Here is a 17,981-nt window from a genome sequence, read left to right as displayed (position 1 = left end):
GTCCTACCTCGAGTCGTCTCGTCCGTTCGACCAGCGAGTCTCGCACGGAGCCCGGCTGCCCACACACTTGTCCACACCTGTGTGCCACGCCCGACGGGGGAGGTCGAGCTCTCGGGGCGGCCCGGATCCGCGTGACGACGCGGTTCCTCGTCGAACCGCGTCCGTCCGGCGCACCGGGGGTGAGGATCGTGTCGTCCACAGGGGACGACGAGGGCGATGCTAGTGTCGGCGACCGCCCGAGGGCAGTGCCCTGGAGGGTGAGGTATGCCGCCCCCGTGCGGTTCGGCGCCGACCGTCGCCCTCGTACGTCCGCACGTCAGGGGCTCGTACGTGAGGTGGCCGGGTGTGAGCGCCGTGTCCCTCGCCGTCCTCACCGCAGGCGGACCCCACAACCCGGTCTCCGGGGCACGGCACGGCCCGCGGTCGCCTCGGCGTCGGCATTTGACCGCTCCGAGGTCGTCGGCGTACCGTTGTGCAGCCTTTTGATGGCTCCTGCTGGCGCGCCCAGACGCCGCACGCACGTACGTGTGTGTCCTCGAGGAGCAGTCGAGCCCGGCAGACAGTCTTGGACGCGCGTTCCGCGCGCCCATCCGATGGACCAGTGGGAGATCTCTCGTGAGCAAGCGCACGTTCCAGCCGAACAACCGGCGCCGCGCCAAGACGCACGGCTTCCGTCTGCGCATGCGGACCCGCGCGGGCCGCGCGATCCTCGCCGCTCGTCGGCGCAAGGGTCGCTCCGAGCTCTCGGCCTGACCCCAGCGTCGGTGCTGCCGGCCGCGCACCGGATGCGTCACTCCGCCGACTTCGAGCAGGCGGTGCGACGTGGTGCGCGAGCCGGGCGGGAGACGTTGGTGGTGCATCTGACGACGCGAACCGACCCCGGGCCCCCTGGCCCGGTGGTCGGTTTCGTCGTGTCCAAGGCCGTGGGCAACGCGGTGGTGCGCAACCGGGTCAAGCGTCGTCTCCGGGCGCTCGTGGGGGAGCGGATCGCAGCGCTGCCTGCCTCGACGTCGCTCGTCGTGCGAGCGCAGGTGCCGGCGGCGACCGCCACGTACGACCGTCTCGGCTCGGACCTGGACGGTGCGCTGCGCACGGCCGCGCGGCGAGCGGAGGCCGGGCGATGAGCACCGTGCGTTCCGTGCTGGTCTGGCTCGCTCGCGTCCCCGGACGTGTACTTCTTGGTCTTCTCTGGTTGTACCAGCACCTGGTGTCGCCGCTGACCCCGGCCACGTGCCGGTACTACCCGTCCTGCTCCCAGTACGCCGTGGTCGCGATCCGTCGCCACGGCGCACTGCGCGGGACCTGGCTCGCCGGCCGTCGGCTGCTGCGCTGCCACCCCTGGACGCCCGGTGGCGTCGACGACGTGCCACCGGCACGCCCGTCCCGCCGACTTCACGTGGCGCACGGCGCCCACTGACACCCCGACAGGAGCTCTGCCCTCATGGGTTGGTTCGACGGCCTGCTGAACCCGATCATGGTCGCGGTGGCCTGGATCATGGTCCAGTTCCACTCGCTGCTGACCGCGATGGGACTGGACAAGGACGGCGGTCTCGCGTGGACGCTGTCCATCGTCGGCCTCGTGGTCGTGATCCGGGTCCTGCTGATCCCGCTCTTCTTCAAGCAGATCAAGGCCTCGCGCGGCATGCAGCTGCTCGCGCCCGAGATGCAGGCGATCCAGAAGAAGTACAAGGGCAAGACGGACCCCGCGTCCCGCGAGGCGATGAGCCGCGAGACGATGGAGCTCTACCGGAAGCACGGGACCAACCCGTTCGCGTCCTGCCTGCCGATCCTGCTGCAGTCGCCGATCTTCTTCGCGCTGTTCCGCGTGCTCAACTCGCTCAAGCCGCTCTCCGAGGGCACCTACGCCCGCGGCGACCACATCGGCCCCATGACGCAGGAGCTCGCGTTGTCAGCCGAGGGCGCGACGATCTTCGGAGCGCCGCTGTCCGGGACGTTCATGCAGGCCGGCGGCGACATCCACATCCAGGTCGTCACGATCCTGCTCATCGTCGCGATGTCCGCGACCACGTTCTTCACCCAGCGTCAGCTGACCCGCAAGAACATGCCGCCGTCGGCTCTCGAGGGCCCCATGGCGCAGCAGCAGAAGGTGCTGCTCTACGTCCTGCCGCTGATCTTCGCGTTCTCGGGCGTCAACTTCCCGATCGGTGTCCTCGTCTACTGGACCACGTCGAACCTCTGGTCCATGGGCCAGCAGTTCTACACCATCCGGCGCATGCCGGCCCCGGGCTCTGAGGCCGAGCGGCTCATGCTCGAGCGCCGCGCCCGCAAGGGCAAGGGCCCCGTCATCGAGGTCCCCGCGACGGTCGTCGACGAGAAGCCGCGGGGCCAGCGCCAGCAGCCGAAGCGCAAGGACCGTCAGAAGCCGGCGACCCGCCCTGCCGGCACGGCCGCGAGCGGTGCCGTGGGTGCGACGGCCAGCGACTCTCCCGTGACCGACGCTCCCGTCGCCGACGCGCCCCCCGCCAAGCCCCGCCCGGCCGGCGGCACCCCGAGCGCGGGCTCCAAGGCCGCCGGCGGGTCCGGGACGCCCAAGAAGACCGGGCAGGGCGGCAAGAAGCCGCGCCCCAAGAACTGATCGCGACTCGCGCGCGGAACTTCGGCAGCTCTTCGAACGGAGACCTCATGACGACTCAGAACGACGCAGACACCGGATCGGCCTCGCGCCTCGAGGAAGAGGGCGAGATCGCAGCGGACTACCTCGAGGAGCTCCTCGACATCGCTGACCTCGACGGTGACATCGACATCGACGTCGACCACGGGCGCGCCGCGGTGGAGATCGTGTCCGAGGACCCCGCCGATCGGTCGCTGCGCCGGCTCGCCGGCCGTGACGGCGAGGTGCTCGACGCCCTGCAGGAGCTGACGCGCCTCGCCGTGCAGGCGAAGACGGGGGAGCGCAGCCGGCTCATGCTCGACGTGGCGGGCTACCGCGCCGGCCGGCGTGCCGCTCTGGCCGAGGTCGCGAACGAGGCGGTCGCGCGGGTGCAGGCGAGCGGTGAGCCGGTGTCGCTCGAGCCCATGAACCCGTTCGAGCGGAAGGTCGTCCACGACGCCGTGGCGGCTGCCGGTCTCGTCAGCGACTCCGAGGGCGTCGAGCCGACCCGCTACGTGGTCGTGCGCCCGGCCTGACAGCGGTCACTCGTTCCACGAACGGGGCGGTTCCCTCGGGGCCGCCCCGTTCGTCATGTGTGGAACTGCCTCTGCGGCGGCGTGTTCCACGTGAAACAGAGACCAGTTTGGCCGTTGCCACTGGAACTGCAGTCTCACGCGACTGCATGTGACGATCCGCGTGGGCACGCGCCAGCTGGCCGTCGGTGAGGCCGGCCGAGGCTGCGCGCGGTTCCACGTGCAACACGTGCGCCGACGGCGGAGCGCTGTCGACGCGGATCCGGCGCGCCACGCAGGGGGCCAGAACGCGCCCATCGGCGCAGCGCCGAAGTGCGACACTATCGGTCGGGTAGGCAGATGTGCTTCCCCCGCCGGTTGCAGCCGGCTTCGGGCTCCCCGGAGGGGTTGAGGCACCCGGGCGGGAAGCGGGTCGCCGTCTGGAGGGACGATGAGCACCCCGCCGAGTCCAGGGGAAGGCCGACCCGAGCGCGAGGCCTCGCCGCAGGCGTCCGCGCATGCGCGTCAGTGGATGACGATGGTGGCGAACTCGCTGTGACCGTGACGCCTCACCCGCTTCCCTCACCCGACGCGACGGCAGCGCACGATGAGCCGTGCGGTAGGCGAAGCTGCGCCGGGGCCCGCACCGGTACGACCTCGGAGCCTCGGCGCCTCGCCGGGTGGCGCGCAGGTGAGCAGATGGTCGCTGGCGTCAGAATCGCCCCATTCGGACGTGGCGCCCACAAGGATGCAGTTTTGTATGAGATCGCCGGGCGCCACCGTGAGGTCCCGCCGAGGCCGACTCGGCGAGCGCAGGGCCGCCCGATTCGCGGCTATATGCGCTTCGTCTGGCGGCGGAACAGCGCCCGATCCACCATCCACCGATGTGGGGGCCGCACTGCGCGCCGGTTCCTGCACGAGACCGCCGACACTGGTGCGGCCGGTCGCAGCCGCAGCACGCGAGACTCGGCCTCGGCCCACGCCGGGTCGGGCTCCAGGCGGCGATGGCGCCCGGCGGCCATGAGGAGGTGGAGTTGCCCGCCGGCCGACCGGACCGGCGTCAGCGAAGAGTGTGCAGTGCCCGGGTGGCACCGTGCACCGCCTGAGGGTTGTCGACCAGCGGCCGCCGGACTGAGGTTCTCGAGTGAGACGCGGAGAGATCACGTGTGCGGTGGCCCCGAGGCCGGGAGCGTGTCGACCGAGCCACGCCACGTGAGTCTCTCTGGGGCTCCACCCCGAAGAGCCCTGCCGCCCAGAGTGCGCACTGGCATCAGGCGGACTCAAAGAGATGACAAGCGACGGCCGCTCGCCTACGCCGGGGCGCCACCGGCGTGGCATTTCGGCCGGTGTGTTCCACGTGAAACACGAGCCCCGCCGAGACCGATGGCCTCGCGATTGTCCGGCGACATTCCACCAGCCGTGAGGCCAGATCGCGCTCGGGTCTCGGGGGCGCGGGGCGCTCGACACCGCACGCAAGCTCACGGTTCCGGCGCGCGGCCGGGCTGCGACAGCATCGGGCGCCGAGTCTGGTCGCGGTGCGGCACCCGGTGGTCTGCCGCCCGTTGTCGGATGGCTGCACGCGGCACCAAGCGCACGCCTTGTCTTCGGAGCTGCGCGACTTCTGCCCGCGACTGCCATCGCAAAGCACTCGGGCGTGCGTTGAGTGGTCTGGGCGCGGCGGCGACCGTCTCCAGCCGAGGGCCGCCGAGGCCCAGTGGGTTCAAGCCCCGAGTGCGTCACCGGCGAGCACCGTCGTCGGGTTGCGGGGAAGCGGCCCGCGCAGCCTGCTGTGCGCTGTGTTTCACGTGGAACGGCGCGGTGCCAGCGTCGTCGAGCCGGTAGCGGGGCCGACTCACTCGGGCCCACGTAGGCCAGCAGGTGCGTGGAGGCGGTCGCTCGTGATGTCCGGCATCGCGAGCCATGGAGGGCCGGGTCCGCTGCCCGCGAGGGCGCGCGGCGTGCAGCGCGCCTCGGCACATGATCCACGCGCTATCGCGGTCGCGATCACGCGCCCCGCCAGTGGGGGTAGCGCGAAGCGTGGCGTTCCGAGGTCTGTCGCGAGACGCGACGTGTTTCACGTGGAACAGCGCGATCAACCGTGGACCGGTGCACCAGGCGCGGGCACGACGCGCGCGAGTGGAAACCGGAGTACCGGACGGCGCGAGGCGAAGGCCGGCGCGAGCGAGGCGGGGTTCGGGCTTGGTGGTGGTGAGGAGCGGGGTGCGCGTGGGGTGGCGGGGAGCGCGGTGCGCGTGGGGTGGCGGGGTGCGCAGTGCGCGAGGGGCGGCGAGCTGGGCGGCGCACGACGCGCGGCGGATGCGCGGTGCGCGTGGGGCCGCGGACTTGGCGGCGCGCGTGGGGTGGCGAGGAGCGCGGTACACACAGGGCGGCGAGGAGCGGTCTACCTGCGGGGGCGGCGCCTACCGGGTACGCGAAGGGTGGCGAGGACCGGGATGTCCAGGGGGTGGCGAGGGCCGGACTTCTCAGCGGGACGCGGCGACCGGGGTGCGCGGGGTTAGGCGGCCCGCGGTGCTCGCGGGTGGAGGCGAGCCATGCGATACCCGGGGAGGAGAGGCGCGGGTACCGGCGGGAGGCGAGGCGCGATGCATGGTGGGCTGGGCGAGCACGGGGGAAGGGAATGCGAGCGGAGGGGCGCCCCAGGTGCGGGCATGTGGCGCGGGTAGACCGCGTGCGGGGTCTGCGGCTCTGCTGAGCAGAAGTGTGGGAGCGCAGAAGGCGCGAGGGTTGAAGGCGCGAGGGTTACGCGCCCGCGTAGATCGACGGTGTATCGCCGTCGTCGGCGGAACCGAGGCGCGGATCAGCCAGCGGTGACCAATGCGAGGGTGGGTCCCTCTGTGGGGGTGTCGGCGGTCGGCAGCCCCTTCATTCAGCTGCTGCCGACCGGTGTGCTCCGCCCGCCTGCCGCCCGAGCAGTGCGATAGCGAAGGGATCGATGCGCGTCATGCAGGTCGTCAGCGCGCCCAGCAGGTTGTCAGATCGCCGGGGGGCGCCGTGAGGAGGGCGACCTCCGGAGAGCAGGACGGTGGCACCGAGTGCTCGAGCGCGATCACTGTTCCACGTGAAACAACGGCGGTTGCGGAGCGCGCGCTCAATCCGGCCCCCGCGAGCCGGAGCCGCATGCTCGCATCGCCAAGTCAGGATGCCTCGCCAAGCGCACACACGTGCCGCGCCGACTCGTCCGGGAGGCAGGTCGGGCGCATGAGCGGATCCGCTCGCGATCCCGAGGTCATCGCCGGACGCACGCAACGCAAGTACCCACCACGTCAAGCACCGGGCCTCGTGCACGCGAACGGCGCCAGCGGTGCAGGCGGCAGGGAGGCCTCACGCGACGCGGACTGCATCGCCACAGTCGAGCTCAGAGGGTGCGCCAGTCTGATCGCCACCCCGTGCGGGCCACCAAGGTGCGGGGACGTCAAGCCCTCGCCGCGCAGTGAAGACATGCGTCGCCCGGTACCGCCGGCAGCCCGGGCGCAGACGCGCGGCATGGCGGAGAGGTCCGGGATCCGTGCGCGGGGGCCGTGGGCGCGCTGCGGCGGGTACGCGCGCGATGGAGCGGCCGTGGACGCGCGACGAAGCGGCTGTGGAGGCGTGCGGATCTCCCCGTGCCCTGAGTCCCGCAAGGGGGCGGAGGCAGGCGGCCGCCCGCACCTAGGGGACGTGGAACGAGTTTCACGTGAAACGAAGCCATGAGGGAGGTCTGAGCACCGAAGGCACCGCTCACCTCCGCGGCAAGCAGTTGCGCGGGGCGCCTGCGCTGCAGTTCGGTATCGGCGCCGCGACCCGCCGCAGACGACGGCGACCCACAGTCACCGGTGTGTGCCGCCGCGTACGGTGCAACCGAGCTCCGTTCTAGCGGATCGCAGCGCGGGGTCCGAGAGATGACGGGCTTGCGCTCCGGCGCGCGGGGGGACGGCTGTGGCGGCCGCCCGGCCTGGTTCAGCCGGTGGCGTCGCCGCCACGATCTGCATTGCGCCACTGTCTGGGTCGCGCAGCTGCCTGGACGCCGCACCCGCACGATCGTCGAGCAGGCGCGACGATCGCATCCCAACGGGAGGCGAGCGCCGGGGCCCCCGGTGTGGAGGCACGCCGCCTGACGACACGAATGCCGGTGTTCCGGCGGGTCAGCCGCCTCGCACAGGAGAGGGCCCCGGCGGGGGTCGGCAAAGGGCTCGCCGCAGGCAGAGGAGTCGGTGCACCCACAGCGACCAATGGGCGGTCCGGTCCCCACGAGGCCTGTTTCACGTGGAACACCGTGACGCCCTCACCAGGTGCGCCCAGGGCCGTGAACCGGATGGTCGGTGGGTGTCGCCGACCGGGAAGTGCATGGTCAGGCGGCAGCGACACGGGCACCGCCGATTCGTGCAGGCCCGCGCCCTCGGCGCGCGTGTCAGACCTGCGACGCGAGCGGGGTCCGGCGGCAGGGCGGGGCGGCGCAGCCGGCTCGCCGAAGGCACATGGGAGTGCCACCGCGCAGAGAACATGGGAGTGCCACCGCGCAGAGAACATCGGAGCGCCACCGCAGCAGAGACACCGGGGCAGCAACGGGCGGGCGAACTGGCGGGCACGTCGGGAGGACCGTCCCAGCACCGCGCCTGGAGCAACGCAGAGCGCGCGAGCCACCGGGGAGGCGTACGCCGGACGGTCGTCGAACGGCTGGAACGGCGGACGCGGACGACACAGAACGGCGCGGGCGAGCACCTACACGGCTGGAACGGTGTGAGCGCGAGGCGGGATCCTCAGCGCACAGGCCGGCGCGGCCGGGACGGGGCGTGGCTGCGTACTGGTGGGGCCGGGGGGAGGCGGCGCGCGACCTGCCGAAACTCGGCACGAGAGGTTGTGCACATCAGCGTGCGGCGCGTCTGGCTGGACCCGTCCAGCCGGTACGGTGGGTTGTCGCGCGGCGGTCCGCGTTCTGGCGGCCTGCAGGAGGGTTTCACGTGGAACGAGAGGTGGCGTCGGTGGGTGAGAGCGGCGCGGCCGAGAGCCACGAGGTCGACGGAGACCAGGTTGCAGGAGATCAGGCGCTCGAGCGAGAGCAGGTCCTCGAGCCTGAGCCCGAGCTGGTCCGCGACGCCCTCGAGGGCGACCCCCGGCTTCCCGAGTTCTTCGCCGATGCGTGGGACCAGGTCGACGCCTTCCACGCGATGCTCACCGACCAGGGGGTTCTCCGCGGCCTGATCGGTCCGCGTGAGGTGGGCCGGCTCTGGGAGCGGCACCTGCTCAACTCGGCGGCCGCTGTGCCGTTCCTCCCGAGGAGCGGCTCGATCGTCGATCTGGGGAGCGGCGCGGGCCTGCCCGGGGTCGTGGTCGCCGCGATGCTCCCGGATGCCCACGTGGTGCTCCTTGAGCCGATGGAGCGGCGGACGGACTGGCTGAACGAGGTCGTCGCACACCTCGGCCTCTCGAACGCCGAGGTGCGCAGAGCACGGGCGCAGGAGGCTCTCGACCTGCAGGTCGACGCGGTCACGACCCGCGCGGTCGCCGCGATGGAGAAGCTGTACGGGTGGGCGACGCCGCTCATCCGGCCCGGCGGCATATTGGTGGCGCTCAAGGGCGCCCGTGCCGCGGAAGAGATCGAGAACGGCCGCCGCGCGGCGCGTCGCGCGCAGGTGGGGGCCGTGGAGCTGCACGAGGTCAGCACGCTGGTCGGCGTCGAGCCGACCCGCGTCGTCGTCGCCGTGCACGAAGGGCGGAAGAGTGTTCGGAAGGCGTAAGCAGGGGCGCGCGCCCCAGCCTGTTCCCGCGACCGCGGCGTGGCCCGCGACTCCCGTCGAGGCGGCACGCGCCGAACCGGCGCCCGTGGCGCAGCCCTCGCCCCCGGCGGCGGCCGACGTCGAGCGGGTCGCTCACGTGGAAGCGCCCGCGTCGGCACCGCGGAGCGACGGCGCACCGTCGCCCGTCCCGGATGAGTCGCGCGACGAGCAGGCGACCGCGCCTACGGCGGCCGGTGAGCTTCCCGCGGCCCAGGACGGGCTGGCTCCCGAGCACCACGGTGGACCCGGGCCGGACGTGCCTGCGGATGGCGACGAGCGCCAGGAGAGTGAAGGGCGCGCCGCAACGTGGGCCGCGACCTGGGGGATCCAGGCGCAGGGGGAGACCGCGACGGCTGAGCTGGTCGAGAGCGTCGAGATCCACGACGACTCGTCGGACGGCCGCGACGACGCGGCGACGCACGACGGCGCCGACGACCACCTGAACGGAGCGGCTGACGCCGTGGAGCACGCCTCGACCCTGAACCCGATCGCTCCCGTTTCACGTGAAACGGGGGAGGCGGAGTCGCTCGCACGTCCGGAGACGCCGGCACCGCCAGCTGACCTGGACCCCGAGGAGCAGCGCCGCGCGGCACTGGTGGAGAGCCTGCCGACGGCGACGCCCGACACCCCGCTGATGGCCGAGCTCCAGCTGGACGCGCGTCGGCGCATCGAGCTGCGGGGTCGGCAGTTCCCGCGACCCGCCGAGACGCGCGTGGTGACAGTGGCGAACCAGAAGGGTGGCGTCGGCAAGACGACGACCACGGTGAACCTCGCCGCGGCACTCGCGCAGTCGGGGCTGAACGTCCTGGTGCTCGACAACGACCCGCAGGGGAACGCGTCGACGGCGCTGGGCATCGAGCACCGCGCGGGAACTCCCTCCATCTACGAGGTGCTGGTCGAGGGCGCCCCCATCGCGGAGGCGGTGCAGGAGAGCCCGGACGTGCCCCGCCTGTGGTGCCTGCCGGCGACCATCGACCTCTCGGGCGCCGAGATCGAGCTCGTCTCGATGGTGGCTCGGGAGACACGGCTGCGCAGTGCGCTCGACGCGTACCTGCAGTGGCGCATCGACAACGGCATGGAGCGCATCGACTACGTCTTCGTCGACTGCCCCCCGAGCCTCGGCCTGCTCACGGTCAACGCGTTCGTCGTCGCACGCGAGGTGCTCATCCCGATCCAGTGCGAGTACTACGCGCTCGAGGGTCTGAGCCAGCTGCTCAAGACGATCCAGCTCATCCAGGCTCATCTGAACCCGGACCTGCATGTCTCCACGATCCTGCTCACCATGTACGACGCTCGCACGAACCTCGCACAGCAGGTGGCCGCCGAGGTCCGTGAGCACTTCCCGGAGCGCACGCTGCGGACCACCGTGCCGCGCTCGGTGCGGATCTCGGAGGCACCGAGCTACGGACAGACCGTCATGACGTACGACGCCGGCTCGTCCGGCGCGCTGGCGTACCTCGAGGCGGCGCGCGAGATCGCCGAGCGGGGCGCCGCGGCCGGCACCGACACCACACCGACCAGCGTGACCGCGACCAGCGGCACGGAGGAGGACCGATGAGCGAGAAGCGACGTGGACTGGGCCGCGGCCTGGGCGCGCTGATCCCCGCAGGGCTCGACGGACAGCGCCCCGCCCCCAAGGACCGTCCGGTCGACGTCTTCTTCCCGGACCTCGGGGACCAGCACGCCGAGTCCGGACCGATCGCGACGGCGACGGCCGTGGTCGACGACGCGGTCGCCACGACGCCGACGAGCGATGCCTCGCCGACCGGTACCGTCCCGGCGAGCACCGTGACCGACGACGTGACGAGCGCCGCCGTGGATGCCGCGCCGGCCGCGTCGAACCGCACGGCCACGTCGGACGGCACGGGCGAGTCGGACGCCGGCGTCGCGTCGGACGCCACGGCCGCAGCGGTGCCGGACGCGTACCCGGCCGTCGACGACAGGGACGGGCTCGTGCCGGTGCCGGGCGCGCGGTTCGCCGAGCTCCCGGTCGGTTCGATCCGGCCGAACCCGAAGCAGCCGCGCACGGTCTTCGAGGAAGAGGCGCTCGACGAGCTCGTCGGGTCGATCCGCGAGATCGGTGTGCTGCAGCCCGTCGTCGTGCGCCAGGTCGACGACGGCTACGAGCTCATCATGGGTGAGCGGCGCTGGCGGGCGACGCAGGCAGCGGGCCTGGAGACGATCCCGGCGATCATTCGTGAGACGGAGGACGGGGACCTGCTGCGCGATGCGCTGCTGGAGAACCTCCACCGCTCGCAGCTCAACCCGCTCGAGGAGGCGGCGGCATACCAGCAGCTGCTCGACGACTTCGGCTGCACCCACGAGCAGCTCGCGACGCGTATCCACCGCTCGCGGCCGCAGATCTCGAACACGTTGCGCCTGCTCAAGCTGCCGCCGCTCGTCCAGCGCCGCGTCGCGGCGGGCGTGCTCTCCGCGGGGCACGCGCGAGCGCTCCTCGGGCTCGCGGACGGCGCCGCGATCGAGCGGCTGGCGCAGCGGATCGTCGCCGAGGGCCTCTCGGTCCGTGCCGTGGAGGAGATCGTCGCGCTCGGTGGCGACGACGCGGCGCCGGGGCAGCGTCGTGCGGCGCCGCGGGCGGGTCAGCGGAACGAGGCGCTCGACGAGCTGGCGACCCGGCTCTCGGACCGGCTCGACACGCGGGTCAAGGTGCAGCTCGGCAAGTCGCGCGGGCGACTCACGGTCGAGTTCGCGTCGGTCCAGGACCTGAACCGGATCCTCTCGACGCTCGCCCCCGACGACCCGGGCCTCCTGAAGGGCTGACGGCCGGCGTGGGCCCGGCGCGCCGAGCGGGTCAGAGGGCCCCGACGCCCGCCAGGCCGGTCGGCTCGGCGGCGAGCGACGCCTCCACGAGCGCGCGGTACAAGGCCCCGAGGTTGTGCCCGGCGGCCTCTGCTGCCTGCGGCAACAGCGACGTCTCCGTCATCCCCGGGGTCACGTTGACCTCGAGGAAGTGCACGACACCGTCCTCGTCGATGATGAGGTCCGCCCGGGAGAGCCGGGCGAGGCCGAGCGCGCGGTGAGCGGTGATGGCGACGTCCTCGACGGCGGCGCGCGTCTCGGGCGCGAGCCGCGCGGGCGCGAAGTACTCGACGCGACCGGGGTTGTAGCGTGCGTCGTAGTCGTAGGGCCCGTCGGTCACGATCTCGATCGGGGGGAGTGCCACGGGTCCGTCGCCGAGGTCGACCACGGAGACCGCGACCTCGACGCCGTCGACCGCTCGCTCGATGAGGGCGGTGCCGCCGTAGGCGAAGCACTCGACCATCGCGCGGGGCAGCTCGTCGGCGGACCGCACGACGCTCACCCCGAGGGCGGACCCGCCGCGCGACGGCTTCACGACGACGGGCAGCCCGAGCCGGCCGACGATCGCGTCGAGCACCCGCCCCGCCCCGAGCTCGCGGAACAGAGACTGCGGGAGGGTCACGAACTCGGGCGTGACGATGCCGGCGCGGGACACGACGGTCTTGGCGATGGGCTTGCTCCACGCGACGCGGCTCGCGCGGGGTCCGGTGCCGAGCAGGCGCAGGCCGAGCAGCTGGACGACGTCGCGCACGGAGCCGTCCTCGCCGCTCGCGCCGTGCAGCAGGGGCCAGACGAGGTCGGGCGCGAGCTCGGTGAGCGCGGGCACGAGGTCGGCGTCGACGTCGTGCAGACTCACCTCGACGCCGGCCGACCGCAGCGCCTCGGCGACGCGCCGCCCGGAGCGGATCGACACGTCGCGCTCGTGCGAGAGACCCCCGGCGAGGAGGGCGACGCGGGGAGCGGCCGACGAGCCGGGGACGAGCGGCGCGGGCGCGGACGGGGCGGGGGCTGACGACGAGGTCACGGGTGCGTGCTCCGAGGACGAGGCGGTGGCAGGAGGCTGCGTCACAGGACGTCGGGTGCGGGCGCGACGACGTCGTCGGCGGGCTCGTCCGTGGTGCCGGTGCCGAACATCTCGACGAGCTCGCGCTCGGCGGAGACGACGGACGCGAGGCGGCGCACGCCCTCGCGGATCCGCTCGGGAGTGGGGTAGCAGAAGGACAACCGCATGTGGTCGCGGCCGGTGCCGTCGAAGTAGAACGCGGTGCCGGGCACGTAGGCGACTCGGGCGGTGACGGCGCGCGGGAGCATGTCCTTCGCGTCGAGGCCCTCGGGGAGCCGCACCCAGGTGTAGAAGCCGCCGTCGGGGACGGTCCAGGACGCCTCGGGCAGGTGCTCGGCGAGCGCGCCGACCATCGCGTCGCGTCGCTCGCGGTACAGCTCGCGGTAGCTCTTGACCTGGGACCGCCAGTCGCACGTGGACAGGTACGACGAGATCGCGATCTGCGACGCGTTGGAGGGGCACAGGATCGCGGACTCGGAGGCCAGCACGAGCTTCTCGCGCACGGCGTGCGGCGCGACGGCCCAGCCGACCCGGTAGCCGGGGGCGAACGTCTTGGAGAACGAGCCGAGGTAGATGACGCCGTCCTCGTCGTACGAGCGCAGCGCGGGCCACGGGTCGCGGTCGAAGCCGAGCAGGCCGTACGGGTTGTCCTCGAGGACGAGGACGCCGTGCCGGCGGGCGATCTCGACGATCTGCGGTCGCCGTTCGAGCGACACCGAGACCCCGGCGGGGTTGTGGAAGTTCGGCACGGTGTAGAGGAACTTGGTCTGCCGGCCCGCGGCGGCCAGTGAGGTCAGCGTCTCCTCGAGCGCGGCAGGGATGAGCCCGTGCTCGTCGATCGGCACGTGCACGACGTCGGCCTGGTAGGCGCGGAACACACCGAGCGCACCGACGTAGGAGGGGGCCTCGGCGACGACGACGTCGCCTGGGTTGATGAAGACGCGCGTGACCAGGTCGAGCGCCTGCTGCGACCCGGTGGTGACGACGACGTCGTCGGGGTGGGCGCTGATCCCCTCGAGCGCCATCACCTCGAGGATCTGCTCGCGCAGGGTCTCGTCGCCCTGACCGGAGCCGTACTGCAGGGCCTGCAGCCCGCGCTGCGCCACCACCTGTGCGGCGACCTGAGCGAGCGAGTCCAGCGGGAGGCCGTCGAGGAACGGCATGCCGCCGGCGAGCGAGACGACCTCGGGCCGGTTCGCCACCGCGAACAGTGCCCGGATCTCCGAGGCGCGCATGCCGTGCGTGCGGTCGGCGTACGCGTCGAGCCAGGGGTCGAGCCGCGTACCCGCGGCGGCGGACGTGGGGGTGCCCGACGTCTCCGGCCGGGGCGAGGGCTGCGAGGTCATCTTGGCAGTCTTGCACGCCGGGTCGGGTGCCCAGGACGGAAAAACGGCCCGCGTACGGACGAGTCGTGTGAAGGCCCCGGTGATGCCGGGCGGACCTCGCGGGTGGTCAGCCCGCGAGCAGCGCCTCGATCTCCTGGGCGTAAGCGGCCTTGGGGCGGGCGCCGATGACCTGCTTCACCAGCTCGCCGCCGGAGTAGATGTTGAGCGTCGGAATCGAGACGATGCCGTAGTCGCCGACGACGACCGGGTTCTCGTCGGAGTTCACCTTGACGATCTTGACGCGACCTTCGTACTGCGTCGCGAGCTCGGCGAGCACGGGCGCGACCATGCGGCACGGGCCGCACCAGGGCGCCCAGAAGTCGACGACGACCGGGATCTCGGACTCGAGCACCTCGGCGCGGAACGTCTCGTCGGTGACGTCGATCATCGGGCATCCTCCACCAGGACCGGCACCTCGGTGGGCACCATCGGGTCGACCGCGTCGCCGAGCGACGCGAGGAAGTGCTGCGCGTCGAGCGCGGCTGCGCAGCCGGAGCCTGCGGCCGTGATCGCCTGACGGTACGTGTGGTCGACCACGTCGCCGCACGCGAAGACGCCCTCGAGGTTGGTCCGCGTGCTGCGGCCCTGGACCTCGATGTAGCCGTTCTCGTCGAGGTCCACCTGGCCGAGCAGCAGCTCGGTGCGCGGCACGTGCCCGATCGCGACGAAGACCGCGCCCGCGTCCTGCTCGCGCGTCTCGCCGGTGACGGTGTCGCGCAGCGTCACGCCGGACACCTTCTCCTCGCCGTGGATCCCGACGATCTCGCTGTTCCACGCGAACTGGATCTTGGGGTCGGCCGCGGCGCGGTCGGCCATGATCTTCGAGGCGCGCAGCTGGTCGCGGCGGTGCACGAGCGTGACCGAGCGGCCGAACCGCGTGAGGAACGTCGCCTCCTCGACGGCGGAGTCACCGCCGCCGACCACCAGGATGTCCTGGTCCTTGAAGAAGAAGCCGTCGCACGTCGCGCACCACGAGACGCCGCGGCCGGACAGGCGCTTCTCGTCGTCCAGGCCGAGCTCGCGGTAGGCGGAGCCGGTCGCCAGGATGACGGCCTTGGCGCGGTACGTCGTGCCGTCGGAGACCGTGACCTCCTTGACCGGCCCGGTCAGGGACAGCGACGTGGCGTCGTCCCACAGCACCTCGGCGCCGAACCGCTCGGCCTGGGCCTGGAGGTTCTCCATGAGCTCGGGGCCCTGGATGCCCGCGGGGAAGCCGGGGAAGTTCTCGACCTCGGTGGTGTTCATGAGCGCGCCGCCCGCGGTGACGGAGCCGGCGACGACGAGCGGTGCGAGGCCGGCGCGTCCGGCGTAGATCGCGGCGGTGTAGCCGGCAGGGCCGGAGCCGACGATGACGAGCTCGCGGATGGGCTGGTCGGTCACAGGACGGTCCTCGGGGTCGCAGGGGTCGCCGGGTGTGGCGGGCTGTCGCAGTCAACCGATCGTAGGCCGGATCTGTTCCCCGCCACCGCCGCGCCCCTCTCTGTGGACGAGGTGGTGCGTCGAGGCGTCACCGCGCCGCGTGCGGAACGTCAGCCCAGCGAGATCTCGTTGAGCTCGAGCCGGAACGACCCGTCCGCCGCGGCCGGCAGCTCGCTGATCCACAGCGTGACGACGTCGGTCTCCGTCGGCTTGTCGAGCTCCACGGTCACCTCCGGACCGAACGACCCGGAGCCGAGCACCTCGCCGCCGCTCGGGTCGTCGGCCCCGCCGGTGGTGATCCGGAACTTCCCGCCCTCCGAGCCGGTCTTGAGCGTGACGGTCGAGACCAGCGCGGGCTCCTCGAGCTTCATCACGTACCCGACGCCGTCCTTGAAGCCGGAGAAGTTCGCCTGCTGGTACGTCATCGTGTACCAGTACGTGGACGTGTCGCCGTCGAACGCGCGGCCGACGGCCTCCTCGTGCTCGCCGTCGTCGTCGGACGGGTCGACGCTGCGCGCGGACGCGATCACGGGCTTCGCCCCGGAGGCGGGCGGCGTCGACTCCTCGCCCGTCGGCTCTCCCGTCGCCTCGCCGGTCGGCTCCTGCTCACCCGAGGTGGTCTGCTCGGACGCCGTGGCCTGGGGCCGCGGTTCGGGGGCACCCGTGTCGAGCGACGAGAACAGCGCCTTGAACGCGAGCACCACGCCGATCACCACGCCGATGCCGACGACCGCGAGCACGAGCGCGGTCGGGTCGAACGCGCGTCGACGCGGCGGCTCGTCGCCCACCTCGCCCATCACGGACGAGAAGTCGTCGTCGCCCGACGACGGACCCGGCCACGGAGAGCCGCCACCCGGCGGCACGACGGGAGGCTGCGACCCGCCCGAGCCGGCGCCCGCCGCGCCGGCAGCTCCGCCGCCGGGCCCGGCCCCGGGACCCTGGTGGCCGCCCGGCGGCACCGACGGCGGAGGCGAGGCGGGACCCGACGGGGGCACGGACGCGCGGATCGAGCCGAGCGGGATCGTGGCGCCCGGGCCGGACACCTCCGTCACCGGTGCACCCGGCCGCGTCGAGATGCGCGCGGGACCCGAGCCGACGGGCGGGGCGACCGCGGAGCCGCCGAACGCCGAGGTGCGCAGCGGTGCGGCGGGCGGGGGAGTGCCGGGCCGGTTCACGGCGGGCGACGAGTCGTCGCCGAACGCGTCCCGCACGGACTGCCGCTGCACGCGGATGGGCGCGGTGTCCTGCAGGTCGTCCTCGGGGGTGGCCTCCCGCATGCCGCGCGCCGCCGCGTCGTCGCCGGCTGCGGCAGCCCCGGCGGCCTCGGCGATGGCCGCAGCGCTGCCGAGCACCTGGGTCGGGTCGGTCGAGCCCACCGGTGTGCCGGTCGGCGGCGTGCTCGTCGTGTCGCGGTCGTCGGTCACAGCGGCTCCCTCGTGGGCGTGTCCGGGACCAGTCTCGACCGCCGTCCCGGCGGGCGCGACGGCTGGCGCACCGGCGCCTCGCACAGCGCGCGGCGCAGCGGGCGGCACAGCGTTCGGCACGGCCGGTGGCAGGGCGACGGTCGGTGCGTCGGCGCCGCCCTGCACCGCACGGATCGCACCCCACGGCTCGAGCTCACGCACGAGGTCGCCGGGCGTGTGCGGCCCGTCGTCGTGCGGCCCGAGCGTGACGGCGCACAGCGTGTCCAGGTCGTTGGTGACGGAGGCGACGAGCTCGACCGGCGGCACGGGCACGCCGGCGTTCCCGGGCGCGGAGGCCACGCCGGGTGCGATCGCGTCGCTCGACGTCGCCGGCCAGCGGCCGGTGAGCGCGGTGTAGAGGAGCCGGACGAGGTCGACGGCGTCCCGCCGGCTCGTCGTGCGGGCGTCGCCGTCCGCGACGCCGAGGACGGCCGCGTCGATGCCGAGGCCGGTGATCATGACCCGCCCGGGGCCGACGAGGTGCAGGCAGCGCGGGCGCAGCGCGAGGTGGTGCAGCCCGCGCCGGCGGGCGACCTCGAGCGCGGCGGCGGCCTCGCCGACGACCGCGCGGGCCTGCTCGGGCGTGAGGGGGGCGCGCGCGACGAGCTCGGCGAGCGTCGGGCCGGCGACGTCCTCGGTGACGATGTAGCCGAGCCGGTCGTGCGTGCCGACGTCGAGGACGCGCGCGAGCCGCGGGTCGGAGACGAGCGCGGCGCGTCGGGCGCCGTCGAGCGCGGCGGAGACCGCTCCGGAGGAGAGCACGACGGCCCGCACGGGCCGGTCGAGGATCTGGTCGGTGGCGTGCCAGACGGACACCCCGGGCACGTCGCAGGTGCCCTGCTCGCGCACCCGGTACCGCCCGGACAGCACCGTGCCGGGTCCGACCACCTCGCTCACGTGCACCTCCGTGCGCTGCGTCGTCGTCGCATCGACC

13 protein-coding genes are annotated in these 17,981 nt (G+C 73.0%); 8 read left to right on the top strand and 5 right to left on the bottom strand.

Going from position 1 to position 17,981, the window contains the following annotated elements:
* The first annotated feature begins 615 nt into the window (after positions 1 to 615).
* From rpmH to ACT17Q_RS16460, 8 genes are all read left to right on the top strand, one after another.
* The gene (rpmH, locus tag ACT17Q_RS16495) at positions 616 to 753 is read left to right on the top strand and encodes a 50S ribosomal protein L34 (RefSeq protein ID WP_013885212.1); all 138 of its coding nucleotides are present in this window, start codon (positions 616 to 618) and stop codon (positions 751 to 753) included.
* A 32-nt stretch (positions 754 to 785) separates the two neighbouring features.
* On the top strand, positions 786 to 1,124 hold the full coding sequence (rnpA, locus tag ACT17Q_RS16490) for a ribonuclease P protein component (RefSeq protein WP_444665415.1): 339 nt from the start codon (positions 786 to 788) through the stop codon (positions 1,122 to 1,124).
* Entirely contained in the window at positions 1,121 to 1,417 is a 297-nt protein-coding gene (yidD, locus tag ACT17Q_RS16485) for a membrane protein insertion efficiency factor YidD (RefSeq protein ID WP_444663829.1), read from the top strand. The genes rnpA and yidD overlap by 4 nt, the downstream gene beginning before the upstream one ends.
* Positions 1,418 to 1,441: 24 nt before the next feature.
* Positions 1,442 to 2,596: a membrane protein insertase YidC gene (yidC, locus tag ACT17Q_RS16480; protein WP_444663827.1), complete on the top strand. Its 1,155-nt coding sequence runs from the start codon at positions 1,442 to 1,444 to the stop codon at positions 2,594 to 2,596.
* A 47-nt stretch (positions 2,597 to 2,643) separates the two neighbouring features.
* On the top strand, positions 2,644 to 3,147 hold the full coding sequence (locus ACT17Q_RS16475; RefSeq protein WP_094181442.1) for a Jag family protein: 504 nt from the start codon (positions 2,644 to 2,646) through the stop codon (positions 3,145 to 3,147).
* Between the two features lie 4,955 nt (positions 3,148 to 8,102).
* The gene (gene rsmG / locus ACT17Q_RS16470; protein WP_444663825.1) at positions 8,103 to 8,858 is read left to right on the top strand and encodes a 16S rRNA (guanine(527)-N(7))-methyltransferase RsmG; all 756 of its coding nucleotides are present in this window, start codon (positions 8,103 to 8,105) and stop codon (positions 8,856 to 8,858) included.
* 295 nt (positions 8,859 to 9,153) lie between these two features.
* Positions 9,154 to 10,455, top strand: coding sequence for a ParA family protein (locus tag ACT17Q_RS16465; protein WP_444663823.1), 1,302 nt, complete (start codon positions 9,154 to 9,156; stop codon positions 10,453 to 10,455).
* Positions 10,452 to 11,678: a ParB/RepB/Spo0J family partition protein gene (locus tag ACT17Q_RS16460; RefSeq protein WP_444663821.1), complete on the top strand. Its 1,227-nt coding sequence runs from the start codon at positions 10,452 to 10,454 to the stop codon at positions 11,676 to 11,678. The genes ACT17Q_RS16465 and ACT17Q_RS16460 overlap by 4 nt, the downstream gene beginning before the upstream one ends.
* A 31-nt stretch (positions 11,679 to 11,709) precedes the next feature.
* Here the strand turns inward: ACT17Q_RS16460 and ACT17Q_RS16455 are convergent, their stop codons facing one another.
* The 5 genes from ACT17Q_RS16455 to ACT17Q_RS16435 all read right to left on the bottom strand — a co-directional run bounded on the left by ACT17Q_RS16455 (position 11,710) and on the right by ACT17Q_RS16435 (position 17,944).
* Positions 11,710 to 12,741, bottom strand: a complete 1,032-nt coding sequence (locus ACT17Q_RS16455) for a D-alanine--D-alanine ligase family protein (RefSeq protein ID WP_444663819.1) — start codon at positions 12,739 to 12,741, stop codon at positions 11,710 to 11,712.
* Between the two features lie 41 nt (positions 12,742 to 12,782).
* Positions 12,783 to 14,126 carry an aminotransferase-like domain-containing protein gene (locus ACT17Q_RS16450; protein ID WP_094181444.1) on the bottom strand — a complete coding sequence of 448 codons (1,344 nt, stop codon included), beginning with the start codon at positions 14,124 to 14,126 and terminating at the stop codon, positions 12,783 to 12,785.
* 106 nt (positions 14,127 to 14,232) lie between these two features.
* On the bottom strand, positions 14,233 to 14,553 hold the full coding sequence (trxA, locus tag ACT17Q_RS16445) for a thioredoxin (RefSeq protein ID WP_094181445.1): 321 nt from the start codon (positions 14,551 to 14,553) through the stop codon (positions 14,233 to 14,235).
* The gene (gene trxB, locus ACT17Q_RS16440) at positions 14,550 to 15,545 is read right to left on the bottom strand and encodes a thioredoxin-disulfide reductase (protein ID WP_444663816.1); all 996 of its coding nucleotides are present in this window, start codon (positions 15,543 to 15,545) and stop codon (positions 14,550 to 14,552) included. The genes trxA and trxB overlap by 4 nt, the downstream gene beginning before the upstream one ends.
* Positions 15,546 to 15,694: 149 nt before the next feature.
* Positions 15,695 to 17,944 carry a protein kinase family protein gene (locus ACT17Q_RS16435; RefSeq protein WP_444663814.1) on the bottom strand — a complete coding sequence of 750 codons (2,250 nt, stop codon included), beginning with the start codon at positions 17,942 to 17,944 and terminating at the stop codon, positions 15,695 to 15,697.
* Positions 17,945 to 17,981 lie beyond the last annotated feature (37 nt).

The sequence above is a fragment of the Cellulomonas sp. CW35 genome, assembly GCF_052378485.1.
GTDB classification, from domain to species: Bacteria; Actinomycetota; Actinomycetes; order Actinomycetales; family Cellulomonadaceae; genus Cellulomonas; species Cellulomonas uda.
Note: the sequence above shows the minus strand (reverse complement) of the source record. Positions and strands in the feature narration are given on the sequence as shown.

Bases quoted from the DNA above. Each gene is read 5' to 3' on its own strand.
- rnpA (WP_444665415.1), top strand. From the start codon at position 786: ATGCGTCACTCCGCCGACTTCGAGCAGGCGGTGCGACGTGGTGCGCGA.
- yidD (WP_444663829.1), top strand. From the start codon at position 1,121: ATGAGCACCGTGCGTTCCGTGCTGGTCTGGCTCGCTCGCGTCCCCGGA.
- yidC (WP_444663827.1), top strand. From the start codon at position 1,442: ATGGGTTGGTTCGACGGCCTGCTGAACCCGATCATGGTCGCGGTGGCC.
- ACT17Q_RS16475 (WP_094181442.1), top strand. From the start codon at position 2,644: ATGACGACTCAGAACGACGCAGACACCGGATCGGCCTCGCGCCTCGAG.
- ACT17Q_RS16460 (WP_444663821.1), top strand. From the start codon at position 10,452: ATGAGCGAGAAGCGACGTGGACTGGGCCGCGGCCTGGGCGCGCTGATC.
- ACT17Q_RS16450 (WP_094181444.1), bottom strand. From the start codon at position 14,126: ATGACCTCGCAGCCCTCGCCCCGGCCGGAGACGTCGGGCACCCCCACG.
- trxA (WP_094181445.1), bottom strand. From the start codon at position 14,553: ATGATCGACGTCACCGACGAGACGTTCCGCGCCGAGGTGCTCGAGTCC.